Origin of the sequence: Leptolyngbya sp. Cla-17 (genome assembly GCF_016807185.1) — a bacterium.
Classification (GTDB): Bacteria; Cyanobacteriota; Cyanobacteriia; order Leptolyngbyales; family Leptolyngbyaceae; genus ULC077BIN1.
The window spans coordinates 218,422-245,193 of the sequence record NZ_JAEVYN010000001.1 but is presented as its reverse complement, the minus strand read 5'-3'; the positions used below and the strand labels follow the sequence as shown (position 1 = coordinate 245,193).

Annotated in this window: 29 protein-coding genes; 20 read left to right on the top strand and 9 right to left on the bottom strand. The window is 47.0% G+C overall.

What is annotated here, in order from left to right:
- The first annotated feature begins 561 nt into the window (after nucleotides 1-561).
- Both dnaN and JOY44_RS01140 read left to right on the top strand, forming a co-directional pair.
- Nucleotides 562-1,728, top strand: a complete 1,167-nt coding sequence (gene dnaN, locus JOY44_RS01145) for a DNA polymerase III subunit beta (protein WP_171571966.1) — start codon at nucleotides 562-564, stop codon at nucleotides 1,726-1,728.
- Between the two features lie 1,022 nt (nucleotides 1,729-2,750).
- Nucleotides 2,751-3,077 (top strand): hypothetical protein, encoded by a 327-nt coding sequence (locus JOY44_RS01140; protein WP_171571963.1) that lies wholly within the window; start codon nucleotides 2,751-2,753, stop codon nucleotides 3,075-3,077.
- A gap of 85 nt (nucleotides 3,078-3,162) precedes the next feature.
- Here the strand turns inward: JOY44_RS01140 and JOY44_RS01135 are convergent, their stop codons facing one another.
- From JOY44_RS01135 to JOY44_RS01120, 4 genes are all read right to left on the bottom strand, one after another.
- Nucleotides 3,163-4,491, bottom strand: coding sequence for an IS110 family transposase (locus JOY44_RS01135; RefSeq protein WP_171571962.1), 1,329 nt, complete (start codon nucleotides 4,489-4,491; stop codon nucleotides 3,163-3,165).
- Nucleotides 4,491-4,670, bottom strand: coding sequence for a hypothetical protein (locus JOY44_RS01130; RefSeq protein WP_171571961.1), 180 nt, complete (start codon nucleotides 4,668-4,670; stop codon nucleotides 4,491-4,493). Before JOY44_RS01130 ends, JOY44_RS01135 begins: the two co-directional genes overlap by 1 nt.
- A 60-nt stretch (nucleotides 4,671-4,730) precedes the next feature.
- Nucleotides 4,731-5,560 (bottom strand): IS5 family transposase gene (locus tag JOY44_RS01125; protein WP_415881094.1). Its coding sequence is split into 2 segments (ribosomal slippage): nucleotides 4,731-5,170 and nucleotides 5,170-5,560, totalling 831 coding nucleotides; the frame shifts between segments, so codons are not numbered across the junction.
- Nucleotides 5,561-5,618: 58 nt separating this feature from the next.
- The gene (locus JOY44_RS01120; protein WP_242541698.1) at nucleotides 5,619-5,831 is read right to left on the bottom strand and encodes a helix-turn-helix domain-containing protein; all 213 of its coding nucleotides are present in this window, start codon (nucleotides 5,829-5,831) and stop codon (nucleotides 5,619-5,621) included.
- Nucleotides 5,832-6,215: 384 nt separating this feature from the next.
- On the opposite strand from JOY44_RS01120, the gene JOY44_RS01115 reads away from it, so the two are divergent.
- Nucleotides 6,216-6,371 carry a hypothetical protein gene (locus tag JOY44_RS01115; protein WP_203031907.1) on the top strand — a complete coding sequence of 52 codons (156 nt, stop codon included), beginning with the start codon at nucleotides 6,216-6,218 and terminating at the stop codon, nucleotides 6,369-6,371.
- Here JOY44_RS01115 and JOY44_RS01110 read toward each other — a convergent pair.
- Nucleotides 6,364-7,318, bottom strand: a protein-coding gene (locus JOY44_RS01110) for an IS630 family transposase (RefSeq protein WP_197984866.1) whose coding sequence is annotated in 2 segments (ribosomal slippage) — nucleotides 6,364-6,985 and nucleotides 6,984-7,318 — 957 coding nt in all. Because the reading frame shifts where the segments join, the coding sequence is not laid out codon by codon here. The two genes, JOY44_RS01115 and JOY44_RS01110, sit on opposite strands and share 8 nt — an antisense overlap.
- Nucleotides 7,319-7,546: 228 nt before the next feature.
- Here JOY44_RS01110 and JOY44_RS01105 point away from each other — a divergent pair.
- From JOY44_RS01105 to JOY44_RS01055, 11 genes are all read left to right on the top strand, one after another.
- On the top strand, nucleotides 7,547-7,939 hold the full coding sequence (locus tag JOY44_RS01105; protein ID WP_203031906.1) for a hypothetical protein: 393 nt from the start codon (nucleotides 7,547-7,549) through the stop codon (nucleotides 7,937-7,939).
- Complete coding sequence (locus JOY44_RS01100; protein ID WP_171571958.1) at nucleotides 7,939-8,679, top strand: hypothetical protein; 741 nt, start codon at nucleotides 7,939-7,941, stop codon at nucleotides 8,677-8,679. Before JOY44_RS01105 ends, JOY44_RS01100 begins: the two co-directional genes overlap by 1 nt.
- Nucleotides 8,680-8,785: 106 nt before the next feature.
- Nucleotides 8,786-9,016 carry a nucleoside triphosphate pyrophosphohydrolase gene (locus tag JOY44_RS01095; protein WP_281063292.1) on the top strand — a complete coding sequence of 77 codons (231 nt, stop codon included), beginning with the start codon at nucleotides 8,786-8,788 and terminating at the stop codon, nucleotides 9,014-9,016.
- Entirely contained in the window at nucleotides 8,998-11,157 is a 2,160-nt protein-coding gene (locus JOY44_RS01090; protein WP_171571957.1) for a DNA phosphorothioation system restriction enzyme, read from the top strand. Before JOY44_RS01095 ends, JOY44_RS01090 begins: the two co-directional genes overlap by 19 nt.
- Nucleotides 11,158-11,164: 7 nt before the next feature.
- Entirely contained in the window at nucleotides 11,165-11,332 is a 168-nt protein-coding gene (locus tag JOY44_RS01085; protein ID WP_171571956.1) for a hypothetical protein, read from the top strand.
- Nucleotides 11,329-13,392 carry an AAA family ATPase gene (locus JOY44_RS01080; RefSeq protein WP_171571955.1) on the top strand — a complete coding sequence of 688 codons (2,064 nt, stop codon included), beginning with the start codon at nucleotides 11,329-11,331 and terminating at the stop codon, nucleotides 13,390-13,392. Before JOY44_RS01085 ends, JOY44_RS01080 begins: the two co-directional genes overlap by 4 nt.
- Nucleotides 13,393-13,539: 147 nt before the next feature.
- Nucleotides 13,540-13,830: a nucleotidyltransferase family protein gene (locus JOY44_RS01075; RefSeq protein ID WP_171571954.1), complete on the top strand. Its 291-nt coding sequence runs from the start codon at nucleotides 13,540-13,542 to the stop codon at nucleotides 13,828-13,830.
- Nucleotides 13,827-14,171, top strand: coding sequence for a DUF86 domain-containing protein (locus JOY44_RS01070; RefSeq protein WP_171571953.1), 345 nt, complete (start codon nucleotides 13,827-13,829; stop codon nucleotides 14,169-14,171). The genes JOY44_RS01075 and JOY44_RS01070 overlap by 4 nt, the downstream gene beginning before the upstream one ends.
- A gap of 47 nt (nucleotides 14,172-14,218) precedes the next feature.
- Nucleotides 14,219-14,674: a DNA phosphorothioation-associated protein 4 gene (locus tag JOY44_RS01065; protein WP_171571952.1), complete on the top strand. Its 456-nt coding sequence runs from the start codon at nucleotides 14,219-14,221 to the stop codon at nucleotides 14,672-14,674.
- Nucleotides 14,675-14,715: 41 nt separating this feature from the next.
- Nucleotides 14,716-16,074 (top strand): ATP-binding protein, encoded by a 1,359-nt coding sequence (locus JOY44_RS01060; RefSeq protein WP_171571951.1) that lies wholly within the window; start codon nucleotides 14,716-14,718, stop codon nucleotides 16,072-16,074.
- Nucleotides 16,071-17,012 (top strand): O-methyltransferase, encoded by a 942-nt coding sequence (locus JOY44_RS01055; RefSeq protein ID WP_171571950.1) that lies wholly within the window; start codon nucleotides 16,071-16,073, stop codon nucleotides 17,010-17,012. Before JOY44_RS01060 ends, JOY44_RS01055 begins: the two co-directional genes overlap by 4 nt.
- A gap of 7 nt (nucleotides 17,013-17,019) precedes the next feature.
- On the opposite strand, the gene JOY44_RS01050 is transcribed toward JOY44_RS01055, so the two are convergent.
- Complete coding sequence (locus JOY44_RS01050) at nucleotides 17,020-17,316, bottom strand: helix-turn-helix domain-containing protein (RefSeq protein WP_197984864.1); 297 nt, start codon at nucleotides 17,314-17,316, stop codon at nucleotides 17,020-17,022.
- 141 nt (nucleotides 17,317-17,457) lie between these two features.
- Between JOY44_RS01050 and JOY44_RS01045 the strand changes: the two genes are divergently transcribed.
- From JOY44_RS01045 to dndE, 4 genes are all read left to right on the top strand, one after another.
- The gene (locus tag JOY44_RS01045) at nucleotides 17,458-17,646 is read left to right on the top strand and encodes a hypothetical protein (protein ID WP_171571949.1); all 189 of its coding nucleotides are present in this window, start codon (nucleotides 17,458-17,460) and stop codon (nucleotides 17,644-17,646) included.
- An 88-nt stretch (nucleotides 17,647-17,734) separates the two neighbouring features.
- Nucleotides 17,735-19,378: a DNA phosphorothioation system sulfurtransferase DndC gene (dndC, locus tag JOY44_RS01040; RefSeq protein WP_171571948.1), complete on the top strand. Its 1,644-nt coding sequence runs from the start codon at nucleotides 17,735-17,737 to the stop codon at nucleotides 19,376-19,378.
- Nucleotides 19,375-21,378: a DNA sulfur modification protein DndD gene (dndD, locus tag JOY44_RS01035; protein WP_171571947.1), complete on the top strand. Its 2,004-nt coding sequence runs from the start codon at nucleotides 19,375-19,377 to the stop codon at nucleotides 21,376-21,378. Before dndC ends, dndD begins: the two co-directional genes overlap by 4 nt.
- Before the next feature lie 13 nt (nucleotides 21,379-21,391).
- The gene (gene dndE / locus JOY44_RS01030) at nucleotides 21,392-21,772 is read left to right on the top strand and encodes a DNA sulfur modification protein DndE (RefSeq protein WP_171571946.1); all 381 of its coding nucleotides are present in this window, start codon (nucleotides 21,392-21,394) and stop codon (nucleotides 21,770-21,772) included.
- Between the two features lie 53 nt (nucleotides 21,773-21,825).
- Here the strand turns inward: dndE and JOY44_RS01025 are convergent, their stop codons facing one another.
- Together JOY44_RS01025 and JOY44_RS01020 are read right to left on the bottom strand one after the other, a co-directional pair.
- On the bottom strand, nucleotides 21,826-22,074 hold the full coding sequence (locus JOY44_RS01025; RefSeq protein WP_171571945.1) for a winged helix-turn-helix domain-containing protein: 249 nt from the start codon (nucleotides 22,072-22,074) through the stop codon (nucleotides 21,826-21,828).
- A 19-nt stretch (nucleotides 22,075-22,093) separates the two neighbouring features.
- Nucleotides 22,094-23,314 carry a phosphoadenosine phosphosulfate reductase family protein gene (locus JOY44_RS01020; RefSeq protein ID WP_171571944.1) on the bottom strand — a complete coding sequence of 407 codons (1,221 nt, stop codon included), beginning with the start codon at nucleotides 23,312-23,314 and terminating at the stop codon, nucleotides 22,094-22,096.
- Nucleotides 23,315-23,513: 199 nt separating this feature from the next.
- Here JOY44_RS01020 and JOY44_RS01015 point away from each other — a divergent pair, with 199 nt between their 5' ends.
- A complete protein-coding gene (locus JOY44_RS01015) occupies nucleotides 23,514-25,610 on the top strand; it encodes a DNA phosphorothioation-associated putative methyltransferase (protein ID WP_171573629.1) in 2,097 nt (698 codons plus the stop codon).
- Between the two features lie 103 nt (nucleotides 25,611-25,713).
- A complete protein-coding gene (locus JOY44_RS01010; RefSeq protein ID WP_203031905.1) occupies nucleotides 25,714-26,001 on the top strand; it encodes a hypothetical protein in 288 nt (95 codons plus the stop codon).
- A gap of 390 nt (nucleotides 26,002-26,391) precedes the next feature.
- On the opposite strand, the gene JOY44_RS32630 is transcribed toward JOY44_RS01010, so the two are convergent.
- Entirely contained in the window at nucleotides 26,392-26,619 is a 228-nt protein-coding gene (locus tag JOY44_RS32630; RefSeq protein WP_171571942.1) for a transposase, read from the bottom strand.
- Between the last annotated feature and the right edge of the window lie 153 nt (nucleotides 26,620-26,772).

Sequence of the window (26,772 nt, the reverse complement as noted above, 5' to 3'; positions counted from 1 at the left end):
ATTTTTAATTCAGTAGTCTGAAACCAATGGATTTCAGACTATTTTTTGCTAGGGATTATTTTGCTCATTGATCAGGTTGACTTATCTGGGGAAAAAATAGAGTTTTCCCCAGAAAACCAAATTTATGTGTTTAAATAATTTAGCTTCTCCTAAATTCGAGTAAATCAGGTCAGTAAATTTTTGCGTTTAAAGAATGTAAACATTTGTAAATCCTGAGATCACCTGTGGAAAAACTGTCAATTTCTGTGGATAAGTCTGGGGAAAATCAGTTTATAACGATCTAGCGATCGTGGAAAGACACACTAAGTATAAATACTGTGTGGAAATGACCTGTTTTTTTCCACAAGTTATCCACAAGCAAAAAAGTGTTAGATTCCTATCCCAGTTTGATCTGACGATCTTTTCCACAGTTTCCACAGCCTCTACTACTACTATTTAAATAAGTTTTTCTTAAGTCCGGATCGATCTCGTTAACGGCAAAAAATCTCAAAACAGGCTCAGGTGGATCGTTTCAGGCAACAGTGGTAGGATCTCCAGACAAAGACTTCAGAGCGCCCCCAAATGAAACTGGTCTGCACCCAAAACAGCCTCAGCACAAGCCTTTCTTTAGTTAGCCGCGCTGTTTCCACTCGCCCCACGCATCCAGTTTTAGCCAACGTGCTGCTTGTTGCCAACGCAGAAACCCAGCAAGTCAGCCTCAGTGCATTTGACCTGAGCCTCGGCATTCAAACCAGTTTTGCTGCAACGGTTGAAGCCGAAGGGAAACTGACGCTGCCAGCCAAACTGCTCACCGACATCGTGTCTCGCTTGCCAGAAGGCGATATTATCCTAGAAAGTAGCTCTGATGACGATGCTAGCTTTCTCACCACCCTCACGTGTTCCTCTGGGCGCTATCAGGTGCGCGGTATGAGCGCCGAAGAGTTTCCTGAATTGCCCACAGTCACCGATGGCGAGAGCTTGCACCTCCCCTCAGAAGCCATGCTAGACGGGTTGAGAGGCGCACTATTTGCCGCCAGCGCCGATGAAACGAAGCAGGTGCTCACCGGTGTTCACCTGACTTTAGCGGCGGAAGAGTTAGAGTTTGCTGCTACGGATGGACATCGCTTGTCGGTAGTGCAAACGACCAATGTAGATGATAACGGCAATGGCGCAAAAGATAGCACTTCAGAAGATGCCACAGCACTGGATGTGACGATTCCGGCAAAGGCGTTGCAAGAGCTTGCCAAAATGCTGGAGCGACAAACGGGCAGTTCGGTTGCAGTGAAGCTCGATCGCAATCAGGTGATTTTTGAATGGGTGGATCAACGCCTCACCAGTCGTCTGTTGGAAGGGCAATATCCCAACTATCGCCAACTCATTCCACGTCAATTTACTCACCAGACCACCATTGATCGCCGCCTGTTTCTTAGTTCTTTGGAGCGCATCGCAGTCTTGGCAGACCAGAAGAACAACATCGTTAAGCTGAGTGTGGATACGACTAATCAGGCAATGTCGCTGTCGGTGGATGCACCGGATGTGGGCAGTGGTGAAGAAACCATCCCGGCTCAAATTACGGGCGAAGATATGGCGATCGCCTTCAACGTCAAGTACCTGCTCGACGGCTTAAAAGCTCTCAACACGACCGAAATCCAGCTTCAGTTCAACACCCCCACTAGCCCCGCTATCCTCACTCCCCTCGGCGGCTTAAAGATGACCTACCTCGTTATGCCAGTTCAAGTAAGATCCTGATGATTGAGTGTCTACAAAGTAAACAACAATAACAAAACAGGATTGGTATGTTCGTTGTTTACACACAATAATCCTGCTTGCCTTTAACGTACTCGATGTACTCAAAGTACATCGATGTTTTTTATTCGAGGATGAATAGTGTTGTAGAATAGTACGAGTTTATTATTTTGCGGTATGAAGCCTCAACGCATTAAGTTGCCGGATGGTAGGGTAAGTTGGTTAGTACTCGATGATGACTACCAGCCGATTAAACCTATCACCCGTTATGTGAGGTACTTGGAGAACCTAGAACGTTCTCCCAATACAACTTTAAACGGTAGTCCTAAAGATGTGATGATAGCTGAAAGCCCCTGCCAGTCTTGAATCTATGGATCATCACTTGCCGCAAGGGGTTGAAGTTCCCGCGCAATATGGAAGCGAGAACACTGACTACGGCTCAGGCTGGCGCACTTTCGACTCAAAATCAGCCTATAGACTTAAGGCATAAAACTGTTAGCTGTATGCCTGCAACGTCTGTTCAGTCTTCATTGCAGGCATCATTACCTTTAGGGCACTACCACTTTTCGACTGTAGCTGAAGTTTCGGGGGTATCAAGGGCTTGGCTCAATAAGGAACCTGATGTTCAACAACGGATTCAGTTCCTTCGCAATCAGCAGACTCCCAAGAAAGGTGTGCCACCAAGTCAAAAGGCCTCGGATGCGTTCAATGCCGCCAAGGTGAAGATGCTGCTTCAGGAGGTCAAAAAGCTCCGGGTGACTAACCAGGGATTACAACAGCACATTGAAGAAATCTTGGGCAGATCGCGGTCTACGCTGATGAACAGGTTGAGAGGTTGCGAGAAGCGACCGAGGCTCTTAGGAAAGAGAATATTGAGCTGAAGAGGCAAATGAATTATTACCGCTCACCCCAACAATGTCATCGACTTACCTGAGCGAACTGCCGTTGCCCTAGAAAACAGAGCCAACCAGATTCAATCGGAGATTTCAAACCTTAATATCAAACTGAACTCAACGCTGAACAAGGTGATTGAGGCTGCCCCACAAGCAACGGTGTTATCTGCTCTGGAAGCCCTGAAAGAAGTGATGACTGCTGGTGCAATCAAAAATCCTGCCGGATGGCTGAGGCGAGCGGTCGAGGAGCGATGGCAGCCCAACAACAACTTTTCCCAGACTGACAAGACAAACGATCTCAGATCGTTTAATGAGTGGTTTCCATTAGCAAGGGCAAAAGGATTAGTTATTGCTAGTACAAGAAGCGAAAGCGGAATCAAAGTTTTGGCAGCGAACGACCAATGGATGCCTTTTGCTGAGCCTATAACTCTATACCCGCTTGAAAGTTTTGAAGAGTAAGGACATCTGAATTTTCAGCTGCTTCCCTATTTGGGTATGATGAATCACGAACTATCCTCATTAGACCTGCTTTGAAAATAGAGGACTAGCTCGGTGGTTGAGGGGCGGTAAGGGGCGTTAATTGAACCTGATATCCCAACCGCTCTATCCGGTGCTGCAAGGTTTGGAGCAGTTGGTGTTGGGTGCGTTGCCCCGAATCGGTAGTGCGGTAGTCGCGGTAGGGTTGGTGTTGTTTGAGGATGTGATAGACCGCAATCAACAGGCGGTGGGCGACGGCAACAATGGCGCGTTTGTGTCCCCGACGGGACGCAAGTCGGCGATAGACCGTAGCAAAATGGGAGGCTTTGCAGCGCACAGCAGCATTTGCCATTTGTACCAAGATGCTTCGCAACCAGCGATTTGCGGGTGGAGTTTTGCCAGAGTATTGTTTGCCCGCACTCTCATGATTGCCCGGACAAACCCCAGCCCACTTACACAGATGCGCGGCGCTGGGAAAGCGTCGCATATCACTCCCGATTTCTGCCAGCAGCAGTTGAGCACTGTGACGGGCGATTCCCGGAATGCTGTCGAGCAACGGCATCGCTTGCTGCCACGCCAACGGCAGGTCAGAGGAAGAATCTGTCTGAGGCTTGGATTCAGCCGCCGGAACGAGGACTTCGACCGGAGGCATGTGCTGCTCAATCAACTGCTCGATTCGCGCGTCAAACGGTTTGAGCTGGCGGTCGAGAAACTCTAGATGGTCGAGATGCATTTGGATCAAGAACCGATGATGGTCCCGCACTCGACCCGAGAGCGCTGCAATCAGTTCGGCTTGCTTGGATCGCATGCGTCCTCTGGCAAGTTCAGCGAGGGCTTCTGGGTCTTCAACTCCTGCCACCAGTGCTTTGAGTATGGCGCGCGACGAGACTCCCCCGATGTCACTGACCACCGATGCCAGCTTCAGATTTGCCCATTCCAACACTTTTTGCAGGCGATTGATGACACTCGCGCGTTCGCGAATCAGCGTCGTGCGCTGGCGGGTCAAGTCGCGCAAATCACGTTGGGGCAGGGGTGGAATAAAACTGCCACGGACGAGTCCATAGCTCAGTAGCTCGGCTAACCACTCGGCATCTTTGACATCGGTTTTGCGTCCAGGTACTTGCTTGAAGTGATGCGAGTTCACGACTATCACCTCAAAGCTGCTCTCCAATACGTTGTACACGGGTTTCCAATATTCCCCTGTACTTTCCATGGCAATGTGCGTGATCTCGCTACTCGATAGCCAGTCGCACAGATTTAACAACTCGCGGATGGTCGTACCGTAGGTGCGGGTTTCGCGCTGCGGTTTCCCATTCATATCCAAACTTAAGCAACAGACCACGACCGTCTTTTTGTGAACATCAATTCCAGCGCAGCGCTCATGGGTGACTTGCATCAGGCTTCTCCTTGATTAGGGTTAAGCTGGTTCACCCGCCATGTCGTTAATTGATCCTGCTTTGCGTGCTGTCTCGCAGTCGGCGAAATGCACAAATGGGTGTCCCAAGGGCGGGTACGGTCAGTCTCCTGCTCAGGCTGATTGGCACTAGTTCCAATTCGACCTCTAAACCAGTTCATCTGACGTTACCACTTTCATCCCAGGGTGTGAGCAATCGCTCATGATGTCTCTTGCGTGAATCAAGAAGAGAGCGCAAGCTCAAAGTTTAGGATCGCTGCAATCAGGTTGAAGTGCAACCCGAAGCGCTTGCGTCGATTTCGATACCGTTCAGCCAGAATCCGAAAAATCTTGAGCTTGCGGTTGACATGCTCAGCGACTACTCGCAATCGGGCTAGATTTCGGTTGTGCTGCCGCTCAGCTTTGCTCAATTTGCCTTTACGGGGCTTTTTGGTTGGAGTGCAACTACAGGGATGTAGCGTTGCCATACCCTGATAGCCTCTGTCCGCTAAACACAACTGCTCCGGCAGCATCGGCAGGCGATGGAGCTTGAACAAGCGAAAGTCATGGACTCGCCCTTTGCCAAAGGCTGTGCAGATAATCTGTCCAGTCGCTTGATTGACTACCACTTGAGCTTTTAGGGTATGCCGCTTTTTCTTGCCGCTGTAGTAGCCTCGCTGTTTTTTTGGGGACGCTCAATGGGGCTTTCAGTCACATCCACTGCCACTACGCTCCAAGTACTGGCATTCTGGTAGAGTTGCTTTTTGCCGGGTAGCCGAAACTGGTCTGAATTGGTCAATAATCCTTCCACCTTTTGAATCAATCGACATACGGCTGACTCGCTCATCCCCCACGTGGTGGCGATATGAAACTGTGTCCGGTATTCTCGCCAGTATTCAAGTACGACCAACAATTGGTCTTCTACGCTTAATTTGCACTGTCCACCCCGTTTTCCCCTGCGGTCAAGATCGGGACGCAATATTGCTACCATCTGCTCAAACGTTTCAAGGTGAACCCCACATCGACGTTTGAAAGCTCCGGGTTTAAGTTGGCTAAGTTGCTCGTAGGTCATAATATCCTCCTCCTTGACCTAGTTCTAGCCACTTACCTACATTCACGCAAGAGGTCTATTAGCTCTGCTCCACATGCTCATCCTGCTTACTGTAGGCAAAGTAGGTAAGCGACTTCTTGTATGTAGCAGCAAAATCTGTTAGTTCAATCACATCGACTCGACGCTCCCCAGATTCGCACTTAGACATGTAGGATTGCGGAACACCGAGTTGTTCTGCAACTTCTTTCTGCGTCAGCCCAGTTTCGTGCCGCGCAGTTCGAAGCCGTTTCAAAAATTCCTGATACCTTTCCGAGTGAACTGACCTGCCCATGAGGAGCAAGCTACAGTCCTTGCAAAAATATCCCAAAACAGGATATTTTGAGCCAATGCAGCGATGGAACCAAGGTTCACTTGGTGGCAAAGAGGCTATCAAGGCGAACTTTAGTAGCCCCTAATTGCTCAAGCTATCTGCCTGAAAACTGACTGCCTTATCACGGTTCAACATGATTATTCAGATCGAGATTGAACGAAGATGCTTACAGCTAACGGATTCGCTTTCTGCCTTGGCTTCACTTGCTAGTTCGCGGCATGATACCCGGCAGCGCTTTCTGAAGGAAATAGCTGGCCACATCACTGCCTACGCTCCCCTGCCGCCTTTGCAGGTTGATTCCAACACGTGGGCCTCATGATCCGACAGGTGAGTGAGCAGATTGTGTATCGTCCACTGGAAGAACTGCGCTACTTCTACTTCGTTTATTCTAGAGGAGCGTTCTTGCTGCTAGGGTATCCCAGACTTTTCTACATGGCGACCAATATAGCAATTCTCAATTGAGTGAGGTACAGTAACAGCAATGAGTAAACCAATGAAGAATATCTTTGAGTGAGACTTGAGCAAATGCTTGAGTTATCGCTTCGTCTAACGCTTGTTTGGTTCGTGGAGCGATCGCGCGCAGAATGGTTTTGACTTTTGACCAAAACTGTTCAATGGGATTAAAGTCGGGTGAATAGGAGGGCAAATAGACTAGCTTTGCACCCACTGCTTCAATCGCTTGGGCAATGCCATCGACTTTGTGAGAACTAAAATTATCCATGACGACACAGGCTCCTTTCCACAGGTTTGGCACTAACACCTGTTGGACAAAGGTTTGAAACGCCAGTCCGGTTGTTCCCCCTTCAAAGGTCAGTGCCGCAATGATGCCATCAAGGGTGAGCGCTCCAATGATGGTTTGGTTTTTTCCTCGGTTCTGTGGACGATGACTGTAAGCGCGGTGTCCTTGAAGGGCTCTGGCATAGAGCCTTGCCATTGCTAGATTTACTCCGGCTTCGTCGATGAATACTAGGTCTTTGGCTTCGACTTGAGTAATCATTTGCCAAAACTCAACCCGTGCCTGCTGCACCTGCTCCTGGTCTCGTTCAGTTGCTCGAAAGGTTTTTTTTGACGGTGAGCTTTAAGCGTTGCACCGCTCGTCCCATCGTTGAACGACTTACTCGCATTCCTACTTTCGCCTCGAATTGCTCAGATAACTGGGCAAGCGTGGCATCATTGGTAGCCTCGACTAATTCGGCAAGCACTTGATGATGCTCAAGCGTCAGTTGAGCGGGCTTACCTCCTCCATGAGGTTTTGGCTCAATGCTGCCCGTTTCTCGGTATTGTTTAAGCAGTTTGATAATGAAACTGGTTGCCACGCTAAATCGCTTGGCTAGTTGGCGTTGAGAGATGGGTTCGTCTTTGTAAACGTCAATGATTTTTTGGCGCAAGTCTGTAGAATATGCTTTCATTGCTATCAACTCTTTTGGAGCTGCAAACATCTCCGAAACTGTACCTTATCCAATAGGAAAAGACTATATCCCTCATATGTCACTCTAGTTAAAGTAAAATCCAGGCAAAACGCTGAAAGTCTTTCACCGACTGCTGTCTGGTATATACGCTTCATTGTCAAATGTTTTGAAATATCGGAAATAAGCTGCGTATGCTAAGACTCAAGCCGTATAGAAGCTTCAGCATTTTTGATTAAATTTGCTTTTCCGAAAGTGATTCAAGAGGGATATGAGCGACATCTGGAGCCATCGAAGTCGGCGATTGGAGCCATTGGAGAAGGCGTAGCCGCTATCTTAAGTCAGCGGCTTTACCAAGGCACGGTGAGGCTGGCACGTCCTTACCATACCTATCCCGACTTAGTGAGTACGGATCGGAAGACGACTCTGATGACGGAAGCAAAAGCGACAGTTGACTCCGTTGAGAGAATTAAAGAAGTGCCTCAAGAAGAATTGTTCCGCATGGCGCAGCACGTTAGCGCCTGCACTTCGCTCGATGTCAGACCTGTGATTGGACTGCTAATCGGCACAGCGCTTCTAGATGAAACCAGCTATCATGCCGTGATCACGGAGGTCAGGAAGTGATGAAGCGCATTTTGGTCTTGTCACAAGAGGAATTACTCCTGCAAACACTCACTGAACTAATTCAGGAGACGGTAGCTGAAGGATCAGCTCATTACAGTATTCTCATCGAAGAAGTTTACGCTGAGTTTATGCGAGAACTGATGATACAAACGGCTGATGCAGGGGACATTCTGGCAAAACCAGAGAGCCTTCTTTCTCAAGCAAGTTACACGGTCGAGCGTCTTGTACAGGAGCGCTTAGGTGAAGTCAAATTTAGCTTGCGTAGATACAAAGAAACGATTTGCGATGCATTAAGAACGTCTGCTAAAGAACTCTGGATACTACAAAGAGAGTTGAAAGATGCGAGAAGACGAGGAGAAATTTCTAGCGAACGACCAATCAACCGAGGCGAGCAAATTCCCTTTCAGATATTGGAAATCGGTTTGCTAAACAGCGAAGTGCAAGGACTAATCGCTTTGCCTGCCCGTCATAGATGCTACTTAGATTTCAGCCAGATTGCAGAGAGCTGCCCGGTGCAAGGAAATTGGTTTCCCTTCGAGTTGATTGTCAAAGAACCTACCATTGGCGACTTAGTTTTTGTGGTTGGTCAAGACGGCTCAGTCAACATTCACACCGAAAACTTTCCGGTTGAAACTTTAGATCGGACACGAAATATCCTCAAGTATCTCTCCGAAAGACTCTATACAAGAGATACTGATGATGACTCGTATGGGTTAAGTTCTGAACCGTTTACGCATTAGGACTGATTGTTCTACTGCACTTGCTAGTATCAAGTGCGCGATCTCATCCCCGAAATCATTCAAGCAGCAGGGCGAGAGTGTGCGGTAGAAACGATGAACCAGGAGGATATTTCACCAGGCACTACGGGAAAAACTGGTGGAAGAAGCCCAGGAAGTCGTTGCCGCTACTCCAATGGATCTGGTCACAGAGCTAGCTGACCTGTGTGAAGTAATAGACACTTTGATGGCAGCCTATGACATTGACCGCGAGACGGTGTTGGTAGAACAAAAACGAAGACAAATTGAGCGCGGCGGTTTCACCCATCGCATCCGTTTGCTATGGAGTGGGGCAGACTAGAAACAGAACGATTAGGGACAGTCTTCTTGAGTCTGAAAGATCTCAATCTTCGCAATCAGTACCGCAGCGATCGCCATAACTTGCTGGAGGATTTCTACATCCCTTGTCTGTCGCGATCGCTGACTTACGATCGCGCGGTTGGATTCTTTTCCAGCACCTCATTGGCAGCAGCAGCAAAAGGCATGACAGCGCTGATTCGAGCTGGCGGCAGAATGCGGCTGATTGCCTCGCCTCATTTGTCTCAAGAAGATGCAGACGCGATCGCTCAGGGACTTAAGCAACGAGAAGAAGTCATCACAACTCTACTGCTGCATGAACTGGAGCAACTAGACCAACTTGCCACTGATCGGCTGGAATATCTAGCATGGCTGTTGAGCAAGGGAATGTTGGAAATCAAGCTAGCAGTGCATCACGATCCTAGTCAGCGTGGGATCTATCACGAAAAATTAGGAATTCTTAGAGACGCGAATGACAACATAGTCATCTTTACAGGATCGGCGAATGAGAGCGCTAGTGGACTAATTGACAATTTTGAGTGTTTGGACGTGTTTCGCTCTTGGAGATCGGGGGATGACGAGCGGATTGCTGAAAAGACCGAGGACTTCCAGCGGCTCTGGCAGAATCAGACCCCAACCCTGGAGGTTTTAGAATTTCCCGAAGCGGCTCGTCGATCGCTCCTAAAGCTATGTCCTCAAGAGCCACTGTTGGCAGAACCCAGGATGTCAGAGCCGAGTGGTCTCTATTCCACCTCGTCTTCATCTTCAGACGGAGTTCCAAGAGTTCCCTCCTGGCTGAAACTACGTCCTTACCAGCAGCAGGCGATCGACAACTGGTTTGCCAATAAAGGGCGGGGAACGCTGAAGATGGCAACTGGAAGCGGCAAGACGATCACGGCTCTGGCGATCGCCGCTGAGCTATACCGTAAAAGTGTGCAACAGAATAAGCCGCTCCAGGGTTTGCTAATTGTCTGTCCCTATCGACACTTGGTAACGCAGTGGGAAGCAGAAGTTCACAAGTTTGGATTGCAGCCAGTCCTGGCATTTGAAACGTTGCAAAGCTGGCAAGGAGAACTGCAATCGCAACTGCTAGCGGTGCTTTCAGGGAATCAACGCTTTGTCACAGTGATTACGACCAATGCAACGTTAATTCGAGATAGTTTTCAATCTCAACTGCAATTTTTTCCGAAGCGATCGCTAATCATTGGGGATGAAGCGCATAATTTAGGAGCAACCCGTTTAGAATCCAGCTTGCCTCAAGAGATTAAGCTGCGATTAGCTCTCTCTGCCACCCCAGAACGCTACTTTGATGAGCGAGGCACGGAGCGATTGTTTGAATACTTTGGTTCTGTATTAAAGCCAGAGTTTACCTTGAGAGATGCGATCGCCGCTAAAGCGTTAGTTCCTTATCTTTACTATCCGGTTTTAGTAGAGTTGACGGAGCCTGAGATTGAGCGATATGAGGAACTCACTGGTCGCATTGGTCGAGCAATTGGAATCGGAGGCGATGCAGATGACAACGAGTTACTAACGGCGCTGCTGATGCAACGGGCGCGGATTGTGGGAGCAGCCACCAATAAGCTAGATGCTTTGCGCCAGATTATGTCCACGCGCCTGCAAACCAGTCATACCTTGTTTTACTGTGGCGATGGCTCTGTTGAGGATGAACTGACTGAAGAGAGCCATCGCCAGATTGCAGCGGTTACGGCTTTATTACAAGATGATTTAAGCTATCGAGTTAAAACTTACACTGCTGAGACTATCCTGGAAGAACGAGAGGAGCTTCGCTACCAATTCATGGAGGGCATCTTACAGGGATTAGTTGCGATTCGCTGCTTAGACGAAGGAGTGGATATTCCAGCCATTCAAACTGCCGTGATTTTGGCGAGTAGTAGCAATCCTCGGCAGTTCGTGCAGCGGCGGGGACGGATTTTGCGTCCGAGTCCGGGCAAAGAGAGAGCTGAATTGTTTGACATGATTGTGATACCTCCTGATTTGGGACGGGAATCCTGGAGTATCGAGCGAAATTTGCTGCGAAAGGAGTTGCAGCGGTTTGTTGAGTTCGCAGATCTAGCTGTCAATAGCGGACAGGCTAGAAAGATACTGCTACCGTTACAGGAGAAATACCAGTTGTTGGAGCTTTAAGTGAAGTATGACTTCGGATTATAACGACATTGAAGAACCGATTACGACCGCGCCACCTGAAGTCGAAAAAATTATTCGGGAGGTGATTCGAGTGGAAAAAGAAAACTTACACTCGGATAGACCCAGAGGCATTAAAGCCGATATTCTGCAAATTATCAAGGATGCGGTGAAATGAAGCTACTCTCGATGAAGCTGTTCAACTTCCGTCAATTTTGGGGTGAAGTGGAAATCGATCTGGCAGGACAGGCAGGGCGTAGCGTCACCGTAATTCATGGCAACAACGGGGCAGGTAAAACTACACTACTCAATGCCTTTACCTGGGTGCTATACGGACAGCACACCGGAGCGTTTGCTTCACCAGAGCAGCACATTAATAAACGATCGATCTCCCAAGCCCCTCTGGGCAGTCGGGTTGATTGCTGGGTCGAGGTGGTATTTGAACATAATGGCAACCGTTACCGCGCTAGACGATCGTGCTACCTTCAAAAGCCGCGTTCCGATGAGATGTCGATCGAACAGGGGGAAGAACTCGCCCTTCAAATTAATGGCAAGCTCGTTCAGTCTCCAGAGGTGCCAGAGGATAAGATTGGGCAGGTTTTACCGGAAAGTTTGCATCGCTACTTCTTTTTTGATGGAGAGCGGATCGATCGCATTGTCAAATCAGAAAACAAATCGGAGATTTCTAAAGCCATTCGGACACTGCTGAGCGTGGAGGTGCTGGATCGGGCAATTAACCATTTGAAGGAAGCCCAGCGATCGCTGAATAAGGAACTGGCAGAAATTGGTGATCCCGAAACAAAGCGACTGGTGACGGAGAAAGAAAAACTGATTGAGGAAAAGGCTGGACTGGAGGCTGGACGAGAAGAAGTTGCGTCTGAGCTTGAGGCATTTGAGGAGCAGAAGCAGAAAGTTACGGCGCAGTTGCGCGAACTTGATAAGGTAGGGCAGATTCAGGAGCGGCGCGATGACCTGAAGCGACAGGCAGAGGAAATCCAGGCACAGCTTGATCGTAGTGAAGATAAGCTGCGGCGGACGATATCGGGGCGGGGCTATATGGTATTTCTCACCGATGCGATCGCCCAGTTTCGCAATCTGGCGAATGATCTGCGGCAACGGGGAGAACTACCTGCCGGAATCAAACAGCAGTTTGTAGAAGATTTGCTAGAAGATGGAACGTGCATTTGCGGAACTGAACTAAAACGGGGCACGAAAACCCGGAAACAGGTGGAGTCGTGGCTTGATCGCTCTGGGATTCAGCAGGTTGAGGAAGCTGTGATTCATATGGGGGGCGAGGTCAACAGCATTGAACGGCAGATTCCAGAGTTTTGGGCAGAGGTGGAACAAGAGCAAGCCAGCATCGAGAATTTGCGACGGCATCTTTCGACGCTAGAGAACCAGCTTGACGACATTCGGGAGCAGTTGAAGGGCAACGAGGATGTCAATGTCAGTGGTCTAGAAAAGCGACTGGAAGAAATCGAGGAGAAGATCATTGATCTGCATCGAGAAGATGAAAATGGGTTGCGGGAGATTGAGGGGTGTGACGGGGAGATCGCAGATCTGAGTAAGCAGATTAAGGAGCTAAAGGCGAAGGGCAAGCAGCAGGCACTAATTCAGCGGCAGATCAAAGCAGCGGATGACGCGATCGAGCGGATTGGGCAAGTGAGATCGCGGGTCGATCAGAAATTCCGGGTGGTGCTAGAACAGAAGGTGCGAGAGATTTTCCGGCAGGTGTCGTTTAAAACACAAGTGCCGAAGCTGACGGAGAATTATGAGCTAGTGTTAATCGAGAATTTAACGGATGGAGAGAGCATCGTTGCGCCTTCAACGGGGGAAAACCAAATTCTCAGTCTGTCGTTTATTGGCAGCATTATTGAGCGGGTGCGGTATTGGAGTAAGAAGCATTCGCTGATCGGGCTGGATAGGAGCAGTTTTCCGATCGTCATGGATTCGCCGTTTGGGACTTTGGATGAGAACTATCGGCGGCAGATTGCTCGACTAATTCCAACCTTGGCGGATCAGTTGGTGGTGTTAGCAACGAAGACCCAGTGGCGCGGGGAGGTGGAAACGGAGATGGAGTCGTATATTGGGAAGGAATATGTGCTGGTGTTTAACTCGGCAAAGCCTGACTGTCAACCAGAATCGATCGTCTTGAATGAGGAAACCTATCCATTAGTGCGGCAAAGCCCGAATGAGTTTGAGTGGACGGAAGTGGTAGAGGTGAGCCGCAATGGTTAGTATGGGAGCCAAAGCCAAAAGAGGTGAATGATGATTAAATTGGCAGTATCAACTGGGAGAGACAATCTCTTCAGTCCTATTTGCTGAGTTGCATCTTCGCTTAGATGACATCTGCCCGGACAGAAAACTTTATTCGTGGAGGTGGAAATGAGTTTGAGGAATGTTTTAAGGGGTAAGCGAGCAGAAATTTTCGCGATCGCCGCCAAATATGGGGCTTCTAACGTTCGAGTGTTTGGTTCTGTGGCGCGTGGAGAAGAGCATCCAGATAGTGATATTGATTTTCTGATGGAGATTGAGCCAGGAAGAAGTTTGTTGGATCAAATTGCCCTAATGCAGGATTTAGAGCGTTTGTTGGGGCGTAAAGTGGATGTGGCTGAACCAGAAACGTTGCATGAGAAGATTCGCGATCGGGTATTGGAGGAGGCTATCTCGTTGTGAGAGATGAGAGCCTTTACCTGACTGATATCTTGAGTTGTATTCAAAAGATTCAAGCCTATACCGTTGATGGGCGAGACGCGTTTCTAAATATGCCGATGATACAAGATGCTGTGATCCGAAATTTAGAAATTATTGGTGAAGCAACAAAACAGCTTTCACTCGAATTGCGGCAAGCCAATCCTAATATTCGATGGCAACAAATTGCCGGATTAAGAGATATCCTAATTCACAGCTATATGAAGGTTAATTTAGAAAGAATTTGGATGATTCTTGAACAAGATCTACCAGGATTGCAAGTCAAAATTGAAGAAATATTAAAAGAACTCCATGAAAGCAAGTAAGACAGTTAGTTAACATTTATATCTACCGTCTCATTCCATACAAAAACATGGCAGACCTCCGCATCAAGGTTGCAAAAGATAAAGCCAAACTGGTCAAAGCTCTGAGAGCAGGAGAAGGTTCAACGGGTTTGTTTCACACTTACGTTGATGTGATGGTATTTGCAGCAGCATTAGGAGCAAAACGAGGAAAATACATTCCTGTATCAGAAGCATCAAAAAAAGATCCTGATCCTATTCCACAAGAACATTTTGTTTCTAAGGGACACGATCAAACCATCAATCTTCTAGCCGTCAATCACACAAAAGAGCCAAAAATTCTAAGTAGCGATGAGGAGTTGGAACGAAAGCGAATCGAAATTTTTGAGAGCTATGCTAATGGTGGACTTGAGATTATTCAGGAAGCTCTTAGAGGCTCAGTCGATTACACAAAGCAACTACTGTTACTTCTATTAACATTAAAAAGCTATGACTTATCCAATGATCTCGATATAGGGTTTTTGTAGACCTCCTTAAAGCTTGAACATCTAGACTTTTGCAGGTATTTATGTCATCAGATTCTAATAATCTAATTAATGCATCACCTACAAAAGAATTCTTTATCTATATGTTAGTAAAGGATCTTGATCTTACTCGTGCCATATCAGACTTGATTGATAATTGTATCGATGGAGCAAAACGTCTAAGAGGTATAGGAAGCTATGAAGGTCTTGCTATTGAGATTGATGCAAATGAAAATCTGTTCAGGATTAGTGATAATTGCGGTGGTATTCCGATAGATATTGCCAGGACTTATGCCTTTCGTTTTGGTCGAGTTTCAGGTACTCCCATGACTGATTATTCAATTGGTCGCTTTGGTGTAGGTATGAAAAGAGCAATCTTTAAGCTGGGTAAATTTTTTGGAATAGAATCTATTACTAATAGCTCTCGATTTGTTGTTGAACAAGATGTTGAACAGTGGGCACAAGAGGTAGATAACTGGGACTTTCGCTTTAAAGAAGTTGATCCAAACTATTCTTTAAACGAAATATCTAGTGTAGGTACGACAATAACTGTTACTCAATTGTATGAAGGAATTTCAGAGGAGCTATCCTTAGTAAACTATCAGACGAGGCTTAGAAATGAGCTTACAGAAGATCATCAAATTAGTATTGAAAGAGGGCTGAAAATCGTACTGAATGGAATACCGCTAAAGCCTCTACCAATAAAGATTTTACAATCTCCTCATATTGCTCCTGCATACAAGCAGCTTAGTAGAGATGGAGGAATTGTATCAGTTCGTTTGTATACAGGAATTACTAAACCTCTCGATCCAAAAGATACAAGGCTAGATCCTAGTAAGGCAGGGTGGAATATTTTTTGTAACGAACGCCTTGTTTTGGGAGCTGATAAATCCCCTGTAACTGGTTGGGGGCGTGAAAACGGGAATCCTGGTTTTCATAACGATCATGCTCGATTTATTGGATTTGCTTTTTTTGAGTCTACTCAGCCTGATCTTCTTCCCTGGAATACTACAAAAAGCGGTATCGATTCTGATTTATCCAGTTACAGAGCAGTTAAAGAAGAGATGACTAAGATGATGAAGCCGGTGATTAAATTCTTGGGAAATCTTTCCAAGGAAAAAAGAAATCAAGAAGAAGGCGATGAAAGTTTAACGCCTTTGGAAAAGCTTATTAATAGTGCTCAATTAGTACCTTTAACACACATTTCTAGTGAGAGTAATTTTACAGTTATCCCACCAGAATCGACTGATACAGATCGTATAAAGATGAGGAATATTCAGTATTCAAAATCAGAAGAAGAAATTTTGAAGGTTCAAAAAGCTTTAGGAGGTAATCCAACTCTCGGAGAAGTTGGAGTGAAGACATTTGAATACTACATGATGATGGAATGTGAAGAAGAATGACAGCAAGCTACAGAGAAATTAATTACATTCTTCGTCCCGCTAAATCTATAGAAAGAAAAATGCTGGGTGAAGCTTTTCGGTGCCTGTCCATTTTTTCTCCTGTAGATCAATACCAATATATAGGTTTCGGCTCGACATATTTTTCCGACTTTTATGTATTCCACAAAACCTTAAACATTAGGAAAATGTACAGTATTGAACGCGATACAAACAATAAAAAGCGTTTTGAATTCAACCGCCCGTTTGGGTGTATTGAAATTTGCTTCGGAGAATCAAATGATATTTTACCAACGATGCAATGGAAGGATACAAAATCGATAGTTTGGCTTGATTATGACTATAAGCTCAATGAAAGTGTAATTTCTGACATTAAAACTGTTTTCTCTAGTGCATGTTCTGGTAGCGTAATAGCTATTTCTGTTAACGCAGAACCTGCTCCCGTGGGGGATCGATTTAACGAGTTAATCAGAAACGTCGGTGAGGATAGAATTCCTGTTGGAATTGACGAAAAAGATTTTAATAAATGGAACACAGCAAATGTCTATAGAGACGTGATAAATAATGAAATACAGGAGACAATTGTAAACCGAAATGGCGGTTTAGATACTAATGATAAATTGATATATAGGCAGTTATTTAACTTTCATTACGAAGATAATGCAAAAATGTTAACCGTTGGTGGAATTCTATATTCAAGAGGTCAGGAGCCGGAATTTAGCAGATGTTTGATTAGCCAATTAGAATTTGTAAGAACTCATACAGAGCCTTACCTTATCAAAGTCCCAAATTTTACGTATAGAGAGTTGCGATACCTAGACACTCAACTTCCAATTCTTAATAATTTAGCAGTCAAACTTCCTGGAATACCCCAAAGTGATATTGAAGCCTACTCCCGAATCTATAGGTATTTTCCAATGTTTGCTGAAACAGAGCTTTAAACCTTCTTCATTCCGGTTGAGTCTCACTTTGAATTTCATCGACTAAGTACAAGTTGACAAAATCCTCGGCGGCAGATGTGTTAATTTGCTTCAAAGCTCTTACTATTTCTACAATAGTTTCTGCATATGGATCTCTATTCTCATGAACCCAGCGATAAACGTTTGTGCGTCCAATCCCAAGAGTGACCGCTAACTTATATTGACTGATGTCGTGAGCCTCTAGCACTTGCTTTAAGACTTTGCCTGCTTTTCCCATGCCCCCGATCATGTCAAAGGTCGGGGGTTTTTCAAATGTCTTCCACATGGTTGACAGTATTCCAGATGGATGACTAACATACAAATGTGATCAACAAGTTGCACCTTTTTTTCAACTCTGAATCCAATGCTTATCAAAGACTTTCTGATGTCCTCAGAAGTAGCAAATGATGTTTCTCTTATAAACACAGTGTCTTCAATAGAGAGGGAGGCTGTTCAAATCTGTGTAATTGGCTCTCTCGATAGCATTATGGGGATTATCTATGACCTACATCGTCGCGGCTTTACAGAAGTTACTGAGTGGAGTAAGTCTCAGCCGACGGTTAAACCAAGAGAGTACATTCATCTGCTCCATCGCTACATTCTGCATCGTTCGTAGAAGCTAAAGCTTTGTAGAGAAAAGATCCTCTAACGGCATTTCTACACAAAAATAAACAGAAGCCCCTTTACTTGGAGACAAGTTGGCGATGATTGCCCAGCCAGAAGTACCCCAAGACGATCGCCGGACTGTCCCGGAACTGATTGAAGACATCAAAGCCCTGACCAAGGAAATTCAGGCGTTGTATTGTCTTGATGAAATCCCCTGGGTGATTGGTTACTCAGGGGGTAAAGACTCCTCTGCTGTTTTGCAATTGGTCTGGAATGCAATTGCTGAACTGCCTGCCCATAGGCGAACAAAGCCAATCCATGTGCTTACGACAGATACGCTCGTAGAAAACCCCATTGTGACTGCGTGGGTTCGCAAATCGCTCGATCGCATCAGAGCTGCGGCTCAAGAGCAGGAGCTACCATTCGAGCCTCATTTACTTTACCCCGAAGTTAAAGATACCTTTTGGGTCAACCTCATTGGTAAAGGATATCCTGCGCCTCGCCATATGTTCAGATGGTGCACCGAGAGACTAAAGATCTGGCCATCCAATCGCTTTATCAATAACGTTGTACGTACAACTGGCGAAGTCATTATTGTTTTGGGAACCCGCAAGGCTGAGAGCAGTAGACGTGCAGGTGTAATGGCAGAGCATGAAGTGGGAAATATCAGCGATCGCCTCCCGCCTCAAAGCAGTGAGAAATTTAAGGGTTCTTTGCTTTATCGGGGTCCATTACCGGGTTCGCTCATTTACAGTCCTGTAGAAGACTGGCGGGACGATGAGGTATGGCTATATCTCATGCAATGGCAAAGCCCTTGGGGACACAACAACAAGGATCTTTTTGCTATGTATCGGGGGGCTACTGCCGATAATGAATGTCCTTTTGTTATTGATACTTCGACTCCAAGTTGCGGTGACTCTAGATTTGGCTGTTGGGTTTGTACGTTAATTAGTGAAGACAAATCGATGACAGCTATGATTCAAAATGACGTGGAGAAAGAATGGATGCAACCGCTTCTAGATCTTCGCAATGAACTGGATGTCTATGATGATCATGATCGGCGTGACTTTAGAAGAATGACAGGAAGAGTTCAACTTTTTGAGCGAAACATAGACAAAAGCTCAACAGAAGTTATTCCAATTCCAGGGCCTTACACAAAATATTGGCGAGAAGAATGGTTAAGACGAGTTCTGCAAGCTCAGAAACTTGCTCGTCAAAGTGCACCGCAAGAGATGAAAGATATTAAGCTAATTTCAATGCATGAACTTAGTGAAATTCGACGAATCTGGCGCGAAGAAAAGCATGAATTTAATGACTCTTTGCCTCGAATTTATCGAGAAGTCACAGGTGAAATCTTCAACGATTCTCATCCAGAAACTGAGCAAGCCCTTTTAGGAAACGACGAATGGAAGCTACTTGAAGAACTCTGCGAAGGCGATTTCATGCATCTTGAACTGATGTCAAAACTGCTAGATACCGAACGCCAATATCAGCTTGCCTCCAACCGCTCCGGCATTCTCAAAGACCTAAAAAAATGTTTTGATACCAGTTCCCGTGACAAAGAAGCTGCGATTCATGTTGCACACCGCGATCGAGACTTAAAACAAGCCGTTCAGGATGGTGATGCTGAAGCCGTTAAGCAATTGACTGAAGCTACCCAAGAGAGCAACATCGAAGTGACCGAGCCACCTAACGACTGGGCAGCAATGAAGTTTGGCAAAAAGGGGGCATCATCCCCGTGATTTTTCAAGAACTCACCCTTGAAAACTTCAACTCCTATAAAGGACAGCACACCCTTAACCTTCAACCTGAAACCACAACTGAGGAAACCCGTCCCATTATCCTGATTGGTGGCTTAAATGGTGGCGGCAAAACCACTATCATTGATGCCATCCGCCTCGCCCTCTACGGACAACGCGCCCAGATCGAGCGCCGCAAGAAGACCCAATCCTACAGTGAATTTCTCAGCCAGTGTGTCTGTAGCCATGCAGGTGCAGATGCAGTAGCCACGATCGAACTCATCTTTCAACACGTCATCCGCATAGGCAACATCGACAAACTTGCCGAAATTCGTGTGCAGCGCACCTGGAATCTCAAAGGCAAAGACAAACTCCAGATCTTTCTCGATGGATGGGACGATCGCACCCTCACCGAAACTTGGGACGAACGGGTCGAAAGCTGGCTCCCTCTCGGACTTTCAAACCTTTTCCTCTTTGATGGCGAACAGATCAAAGAACTGGCAGCGCAAGACACGCCACCCCCCAGCGTCGCCACCGCCATTCGTGCCGTCCTCGGACTCGAACTTCCCGATCGCCTCACCAGCCACCTCGAAATTCTGATTAACCAGAAACAGCGAGAACTTGCCAAAGATGAAGATCGCCAAATGCTGGAAGCGATCGCCCAGCGACTCGATCAGCAAAGAACTGACCTGAAAGCCGAGGAAAAGCGGCTTGAGACGCTCGATGACGAACTTGAAGCGGCAGATGCCAACCTTCAGGAAGCTCAAATTCAATTTGAGGCAGAAGGCGGAAGCCTTGCCGAATCTGCGCCTGAAATAGATCGCCAGCTTCAACACATCCGGGCTGAAGCCGAACACCACCGTCAAAACCTACGGAACCTTGCCGCCGACTTGCGTCCTCTGGCGATCGTTCAACCCTTATTGCAATCTGCCCATCAACAAGGACGCGCCGAACTCCGTCGTCAGCAGGCACAAGCCGCTCGTGATCTAATTGCAGAACACGACCAACGCCTCCTCGACCTGATTCAAACCCTCAACCTTAGTCCTGCTAAAACTCAGAAAATTGAAGCTTTTCTTCAGCAAGAAAACCAAAACCTGATAGAAGCCACTTCAACTGAATCCTGGCTTGATGCTGATCCTGAGACCCTAGAGCAATTGAGCCAAATTCTACAGCATCAGCTTCCTACTCAAATTCAACTGGCTCAGACCCAACTCGACCACCTCACAGCCCTAAATACCCAAATTGAAGCTCTTACCCTCAAACTCCGAGCAGCTCCCTCACCTGAAGATTACGATCGCCTTCGCTCCTATCGAGATCAAGCACAACTTCGCTATGAAGAAGGCCTTTTTAAGGTCGAACTCAGTAAACGTCACTGTATAAAGCTACGACAGGATATCGAAGCTGCTAAAGCTGACCTAAAACGCTACGGCGAGCAGCACCTTGATCAAAAAGATACCGATGACTTCCTCAAATCTGCAACCCGCGCCCAACAAACCCTGCAAGCCTTTCAATCTCGCCTGACACTACAAAAACTCAACGACCTCGAATCCAACATTACAAACTATTTCCGCTGCCTGCTGCATAAATCCAGCCTGACTCACCGCATTATGGTCGATCAGCAAACATTCAGCCTCACTCTTTACGACACCGAAGGGCAACCTATCCCAAAACATCGGCTCTCTGCTGGAGAAAAGCAGCTTTTAGCAATCGCCTTTCTCTGGGCGTTGGCAAGTGTCAGCAACCGTCAATTGCCTATCGCGATCGATACTCCCCTTAGCCGCCTCGACTCCAGCCACCGCCTTAACCTCATTGAACAATATTTCCCCAATGCCAGCCATCAAATGATTTTGCTCTCTACCGATACTGAAATCGGGCAAAACGAGGTACAAGATCTAAGGCGTAAGGAAATGATTGCCCGTGAGTATTTGCTCCAATACGACTCAACAAAACAGCAAACCACCATTACACCTGGCTACTTCTCCTTCAACAACGAAAAACCTTAATAATGTCCCCCCTATGGAACCTCCAATCGAACGCATCAAACTCTCTCAAACAGCTAAAGACCAACTCATTAAACTCAAGCGTGTCACAAAAATTGATCAGTGGAATATCCTTTGCCGTTGGGCACTCTGTCGATCGCTAGCGGAACCCACTCCGCCTTCTCCAGTTCCTATCCCAGCCGATAGCAATGTTGAAATGACCTGGCAAATCTTCGGTGGCGAAATTGCTGACATGCTCCTCATTGCTCTTAAACAACGCTGTCATAGTGACGGTTTAGGGAACGATCGAGAAACTTTAGCAACTCAATTTCGCCTGCACTTACATCGAGGAATTGGTTATCTTGCAGGTGATCCTACTCTTAAAAAGATTGAAGATTTCATAAGAAAAGTCCCCTAGCCTGACAGACTTATAGGTCGTAGAAATCAAGGTCAACAAGTCATGACTGAGGGTTATTTATCTTTCAGTCCATACTTGCCATCTGACATCTTCTTAAAGTACTTAGGATCAATTGAATCTTTCCTATTCAGATCTTCACACCGTCGCTCTATAGCTCCACGAACAATACTTTTAGGATCTTTAGCACTAAATTCGTACAGCTTCTGATCGAGAATAACCTGCGTAATCTCAGTCGAGGACATAGGTTGTTTAGCGGTTCGTAACACTTCAACTACAGCTTGAGCGATCGTTCGTTTTTCCATAAGTTGCTACCGCGTTCAATCACAATTCATTAAATAATAATGGTTGAATACTGCCATCTGATAGGATTTCCGGCAACCATTCATTTCCTTTCGGCTCCGTTCCATCCCACTTTTCAGGATAGGTGTTTGCTGCAATCAGTTCTTTGATCCGTGCGAGTTCTTCGTCGTTGATTAGGCTAAGTTCTGGCTTGCCGAGCGCACGCGTCGCCTGGTTCACCTCTGCCTGAATGCCCAAAACCTGTTCTAGCATCCAACGACGAGCATCCATATGCAGGGGGCCCAAGCGGTTCTGTTTAGCTGCCAGCGAACCATCTTTATTGACCTCTCCATGCTTGCGATGGCGATACTGCGGCTTTTTAACTTCCCAATATAATGGTCGTAGCTTCTCTAAAGGTTTCAGGTATGCCCACTCCGGCTGAGCAATGACGCGATCGAGTGCTGCATCCCTCTGTACAAGGGGACAGCCAATGCAACCCGTTCTGGCATTGATCGGCTCCTCGCCATCGCTCACATCTTGCCCATACACTCTGGCGATTTCAAACGTTGGGAAGCCTAGTTCTAAATCGGCGTGAAGTAGCCAATCCCACACATGGCAGACTCGCCAATGAACGATCGGAGCCAATGTATCCGCGATCGCATTGGAGGTTGATTGCTGAAACCAGCCCTGTCCGCACTCACCGCCATCTTTCGTACAGCTAACAGCGATGCGCTGATCACGAGCAGCACTTTCGCCAACTCGCACTCCCGTCAGCATCAAGAATTTTTCACCCCGTTCCTGACGCAACGCTTCCAGTTCCCGTTCCATGCTCATCACTTTCAGCTTGGGCGTACACCAGCGGAACGTGTTCGAGGGCGGCGGTACACCTCGACCTAACATATAGACAAAATAGCGGTGATCCAATTCAGGCAAAACAACATGAGTCACAAAACAGCCTTCGTTGAATAGGGGTTGAAGGCGATCTCGCAAGGCAGCCAAAATATTGAGCGCACTCGTATGGAGCGGTGGCAACTCTTGGCGAGTGTCAGCGTACAGAATAGTTAAGCTTTCGGGCTTGGGGATGTGCCCTGTTTCAATCAGATGGGCGACGAGTGTGACGGTTGCAGATGAGTCTTTTCCACCAGAAAAGGCGATCGCCCAGTGTTTGTAGAAAGAGCCATAGTGACGCAACGATTCCACCGATAGCTCAATGCTTTTCGGCAACGTTAGACGCTCTTCCTCAAATAAACTTAAGGTTCTCATCGCGCTCTTGTCCTCCCAGTGGCTTCTAACCATAGCAGAAATTTTTGGCTCTCACTGGATGTAGCGTCAAGATGCTGAAGTCAGCGTTTTGTACACCAAACAATTATTAGATTCTGCTTTAGTAGAATTTTACTTAAACTCGTTTTGCTCTCCAAATAGACTAATGTTCTATGCTGTTTTCAGCGACTGGGTGAGTTTTATGGACAGCGTAGAACTGATAGTGTGCACTTCAGAAGGGATTAAGCAGCAATTCGCTGACATGGTAATGTGCTGCGATCGCAGTTCCATCGGTAAGCGGCTACCAGGGGCTTTTTACATTCATGTCTCTGCCCTATCAGATCTCGACCCAACGCTGCAAATTTACGAGCAATCTGCCCGATGCTCTCTTCAACAACAGATCGCTCCAACATTAATCAAATTCAGCACGGTTCAACCCAAAATCTCTTACCTGTTCTATCCAGATTTTGAAGCTGATCCCCATCCTGTGCTCCAGCAGAGCATTCAAGTCGATCTCAGCACGAAGCAAACGAGTCATCGAGACTACCAGAGCCGCAAAAATCCACCCGTGCTCCATCGTAAAGAAACCTTTGTCGCACCCACGCATCCTCTCTACAGCAAATTTGCTGAACTGACGCGGCAGCAAGATAGCTTGGGTCTGTTGAACAACTCTCGTGAGATTGGGACACGCTTCGGCTGGCAGCAGCGATTAGAAGCTCACAAGATTGAACTGCATGGGCATCAACTGGCTTGTCCGCTTGCCACTTTATCTAATCGCACGCCACCTACGATCGATCGCCACAAAGCTGCTCTCGTTCGTACCGCTCTTTCTAAACCTGTGCGATCAGCGTTAGAAGTAGGGCTTTTTACGCCAGAAACCACATTCTTTGACTATGGCTGTGGATATGGCGGCGATGTTCAGCGTATCGCAGAGCAAGGCTTTTCTGGTTCTGGCTGGGACCCGTACTATCAGACCAACACGCCTTGTGTCTCTGCTGATGTCGTTAATCTGGGCTACGTCATCAACGTCATCGAGAACCCGCTAGAACGGCGAGAGGCACTCATTAATGCTTGGGCGCTGACCCAAAAAGTGTTGATTGTTTCAGCACAGGTGTTGGTCGAAGACCGCATCCGAGGCACGGTGATGTACAACGATGGGGTCATTACACGCCGCAATACATTTCAGAAGAATTACGAGCAAGAGGAATTAAAGGTTTATATCGATCAGGTTTTGGAAGTCGATGCGATTCCGGTAGCGTTGGGTATCTACTTTGTGTTTCGGGATGAAGCACAAGCGCAGAGTTTTCGGGCTTCCCGCTTTAGATCGCGCACCACCACACCCAGAGTCAATGCTAGCGTCAGGCGTTTTGAGGAATACAAGGAAATGTTGGCTCCGCTGATGGCGTTTGTCAGCGATCGCGGGCGCTTGCCCACTGCTGAAGAAACTCAAGACTTCGCATCCTTACAAGTAGAATTTGGCACGCTTCGCAGAGCCTTTCAGGTGGTTTTGCAGGCGACCAATGTTCAAGAATGGGATGCGATCGCCGACAAGCGCCGTCAGGATTTGCTGGTGTATCTTGCTCTCAGCCATTTCAGCCGTCGTCCTAAACTGCGAGAGTTTTCCTCAACCGTGCAGAACGACATCAAATCCCTATTTGGGGGTTACCAACAAGCTTGTGCAGCAGCAGATCTGATGCTGTTAAGCCTCAGCAATCTGGAATTTATCGCCACTCGTTGCCAAGCCAGTGCCGTTGGGAAAAAGCTGCCGAATTCGCTATGGGTGCATGTGTCGGCGCTCGAAGCGCTCGATCCCTTACTTCGCCTCTACGAAGGTTGTGCCTCGCGCACGATCGGTCGTCCTCAAGAGGCAAATGTGATCAAGTTCCACTGCCGCAAACCCAAAATCTCTTACTTGGTTTACCCAGAGTTCGATGCTGATCCTCATCCTGCACTATGCACAATTATGCAGGTTGACCTACGAGATTTGCACGTCAGCTACCGTGACTATGACCTAGATGATAACCCACCTGTGCTGCACCAAAAGGATTTGCTGGTGATGCCGGATTATCCGCTCTATATGAAGTTTGCCAAGTTGAGTCGGCAAGAAGCGGATTGGGGACTGCTGGAGGATTGGGAAAAGATCCGCGATCAACGGGGATGGCAGAAGTGCCTGGAAGACCACTGTGCTGAGTTGAAGGGTCATCGGATGGTGTGGCAGAAGGATGCTGATCCTTACCGAGTGAAGTTGGTGCGATCGACGATTCGGGCAAAGCAGGTAGGACGAAAAGGTGAGGAATGATCATGCTTGCCTTGGCCAAAATCGAACAGCTTGTCCACTCCACACGCCTCAAGAACTATTTGCCCGCTAAGGTGATTTCGCCTTTTTTGTTTTTAGAAAGACTTTGCCTTATCGCTTGACTGTAGACAAACTACATGGGTATTCCCCTGTCAAACCGCAGTTAAAAATCGAGATTAGTCGCGCTGGCACTGCTGAACACATTTTCCGTCGTGGCAATCCTGACTCTTATGAAGGCATCTCTGAACATGTTGGCGTGTTTCCTTGTTTGCCAGAGGATCAGCAAAATGTTCCTATGCAACACCGCAGGAGCTTATCAGCCGTTGCACCTGTGACAACCAAACTGTCTGGCTTCACTTCAATCACCACCGCCGCAAAAAGCGATCCGGTTTAATCTTAGCCATCACTACGAGTGGATCTACGCGTCCAAAAGCAGCCAATAAACCGAAAACCCTTGGTTTTAGTAATTCTTCACAACCTAGCTTTGGCTTTGTAAAGCAAATAACGCCTATCTTATTTCTGGCTATATTATAGACATGTCTACAAGGCAAAAGACTTCTATATCAGGCGTTGTAGCGATCTTGCTACATATAACAATCCAAGTTCGCAGCTAAATAACGTCAGTTCGGCTTAAGCAAAAGCAGACAAAGCGGCATCAATCAGCAGAGAGGGCTTCTTGGGTTAGTGCCAGCAGGCGATCAACCCGCATACTAAGTTGACCAGGCAGTTGTCTGGAGAACAATGACGCGAATGCTCAACTAAGAAATGTTTTTGAGCTGGTCAATCACGATTCAATGATCGCTCGTCGGCGCAGCAGCAGCTTATCACTCAACACGATCAGGCGGTTCTTCATGTTCCATTTGAGCTTAGTGATCAGTTGGATGCTGGAATTCTGCCATAGCTGAAGGGCTAGTTTTTGAGAGACATAGCCCCGGTCGCAAAACACCTTAACAAGCAGAGCGTGCAAAGCAAAGAGTAAGCTGTGCCCCAAAGGTGGGCAAGTTTTTGACATTTATTCCTCAATTCAATGATGCCCAACAAAAAAGGGAGAGGCGCTAAGCGTCTCTCCCTATCATCAGGGTGCATCTACTAAACACAGTATGCCATCTTAAGGGTGGGGGGTGACACCCCTCATTGATGTTGTTTTTGTAAAGAAATCTCTCTC

What these genes read in the sequence shown, in the direction of transcription:
- dnaN (WP_171571966.1), top strand. Translation starts at nt 562, where the DNA reads ATGAAACTGGTCTGCACCCAAAACAGCCTCAGCACAAGCCTTTCTTTA.
- JOY44_RS01080 (WP_171571955.1), top strand. Translation starts at nt 11,329, where the DNA reads ATGAAGCTACTCTCGATGAAGCTGTTCAACTTCCGTCAATTTTGGGGT.
- JOY44_RS01050 (WP_197984864.1), bottom strand. Translation starts at nt 17,316, where the DNA reads ATGTGGAAGACATTTGAAAAACCCCCGACCTTTGACATGATCGGGGGC.
- JOY44_RS01015 (WP_171573629.1), top strand. Translation starts at nt 23,514, where the DNA reads ATGGACAGCGTAGAACTGATAGTGTGCACTTCAGAAGGGATTAAGCAG.
- JOY44_RS01100 (WP_171571958.1), top strand. Translation starts at nt 7,939, where the DNA reads ATGAAGCGCATTTTGGTCTTGTCACAAGAGGAATTACTCCTGCAAACA.
- dndE (WP_171571946.1), top strand. Translation starts at nt 21,392, where the DNA reads ATGGAACCTCCAATCGAACGCATCAAACTCTCTCAAACAGCTAAAGAC.
- JOY44_RS01065 (WP_171571952.1), top strand. Translation starts at nt 14,219, where the DNA reads ATGGCAGACCTCCGCATCAAGGTTGCAAAAGATAAAGCCAAACTGGTC.
- JOY44_RS01135 (WP_171571962.1), bottom strand. Translation starts at nt 4,491, where the DNA reads ATGCAAGTCACCCATGAGCGCTGCGCTGGAATTGATGTTCACAAAAAG.
- JOY44_RS01090 (WP_171571957.1), top strand. Translation starts at nt 8,998, where the DNA reads ATGGAGTGGGGCAGACTAGAAACAGAACGATTAGGGACAGTCTTCTTG.
- JOY44_RS32630 (WP_171571942.1), bottom strand. Translation starts at nt 26,619, where the DNA reads ATGTCAAAAACTTGCCCACCTTTGGGGCACAGCTTACTCTTTGCTTTG.
- JOY44_RS01075 (WP_171571954.1), top strand. Translation starts at nt 13,540, where the DNA reads ATGAGTTTGAGGAATGTTTTAAGGGGTAAGCGAGCAGAAATTTTCGCG.
- JOY44_RS01020 (WP_171571944.1), bottom strand. Translation starts at nt 23,314, where the DNA reads ATGAGAACCTTAAGTTTATTTGAGGAAGAGCGTCTAACGTTGCCGAAA.
- JOY44_RS01130 (WP_171571961.1), bottom strand. Translation starts at nt 4,670, where the DNA reads ATGAACTGGTTTAGAGGTCGAATTGGAACTAGTGCCAATCAGCCTGAG.
- JOY44_RS01055 (WP_171571950.1), top strand. Translation starts at nt 16,071, where the DNA reads ATGACAGCAAGCTACAGAGAAATTAATTACATTCTTCGTCCCGCTAAA.
- JOY44_RS01025 (WP_171571945.1), bottom strand. Translation starts at nt 22,074, where the DNA reads ATGGAAAAACGAACGATCGCTCAAGCTGTAGTTGAAGTGTTACGAACC.
- JOY44_RS01060 (WP_171571951.1), top strand. Translation starts at nt 14,716, where the DNA reads ATGTCATCAGATTCTAATAATCTAATTAATGCATCACCTACAAAAGAA.
- dndC (WP_171571948.1), top strand. Translation starts at nt 17,735, where the DNA reads ATGATTGCCCAGCCAGAAGTACCCCAAGACGATCGCCGGACTGTCCCG.
- JOY44_RS01085 (WP_171571956.1), top strand. Translation starts at nt 11,165, where the DNA reads ATGACTTCGGATTATAACGACATTGAAGAACCGATTACGACCGCGCCA.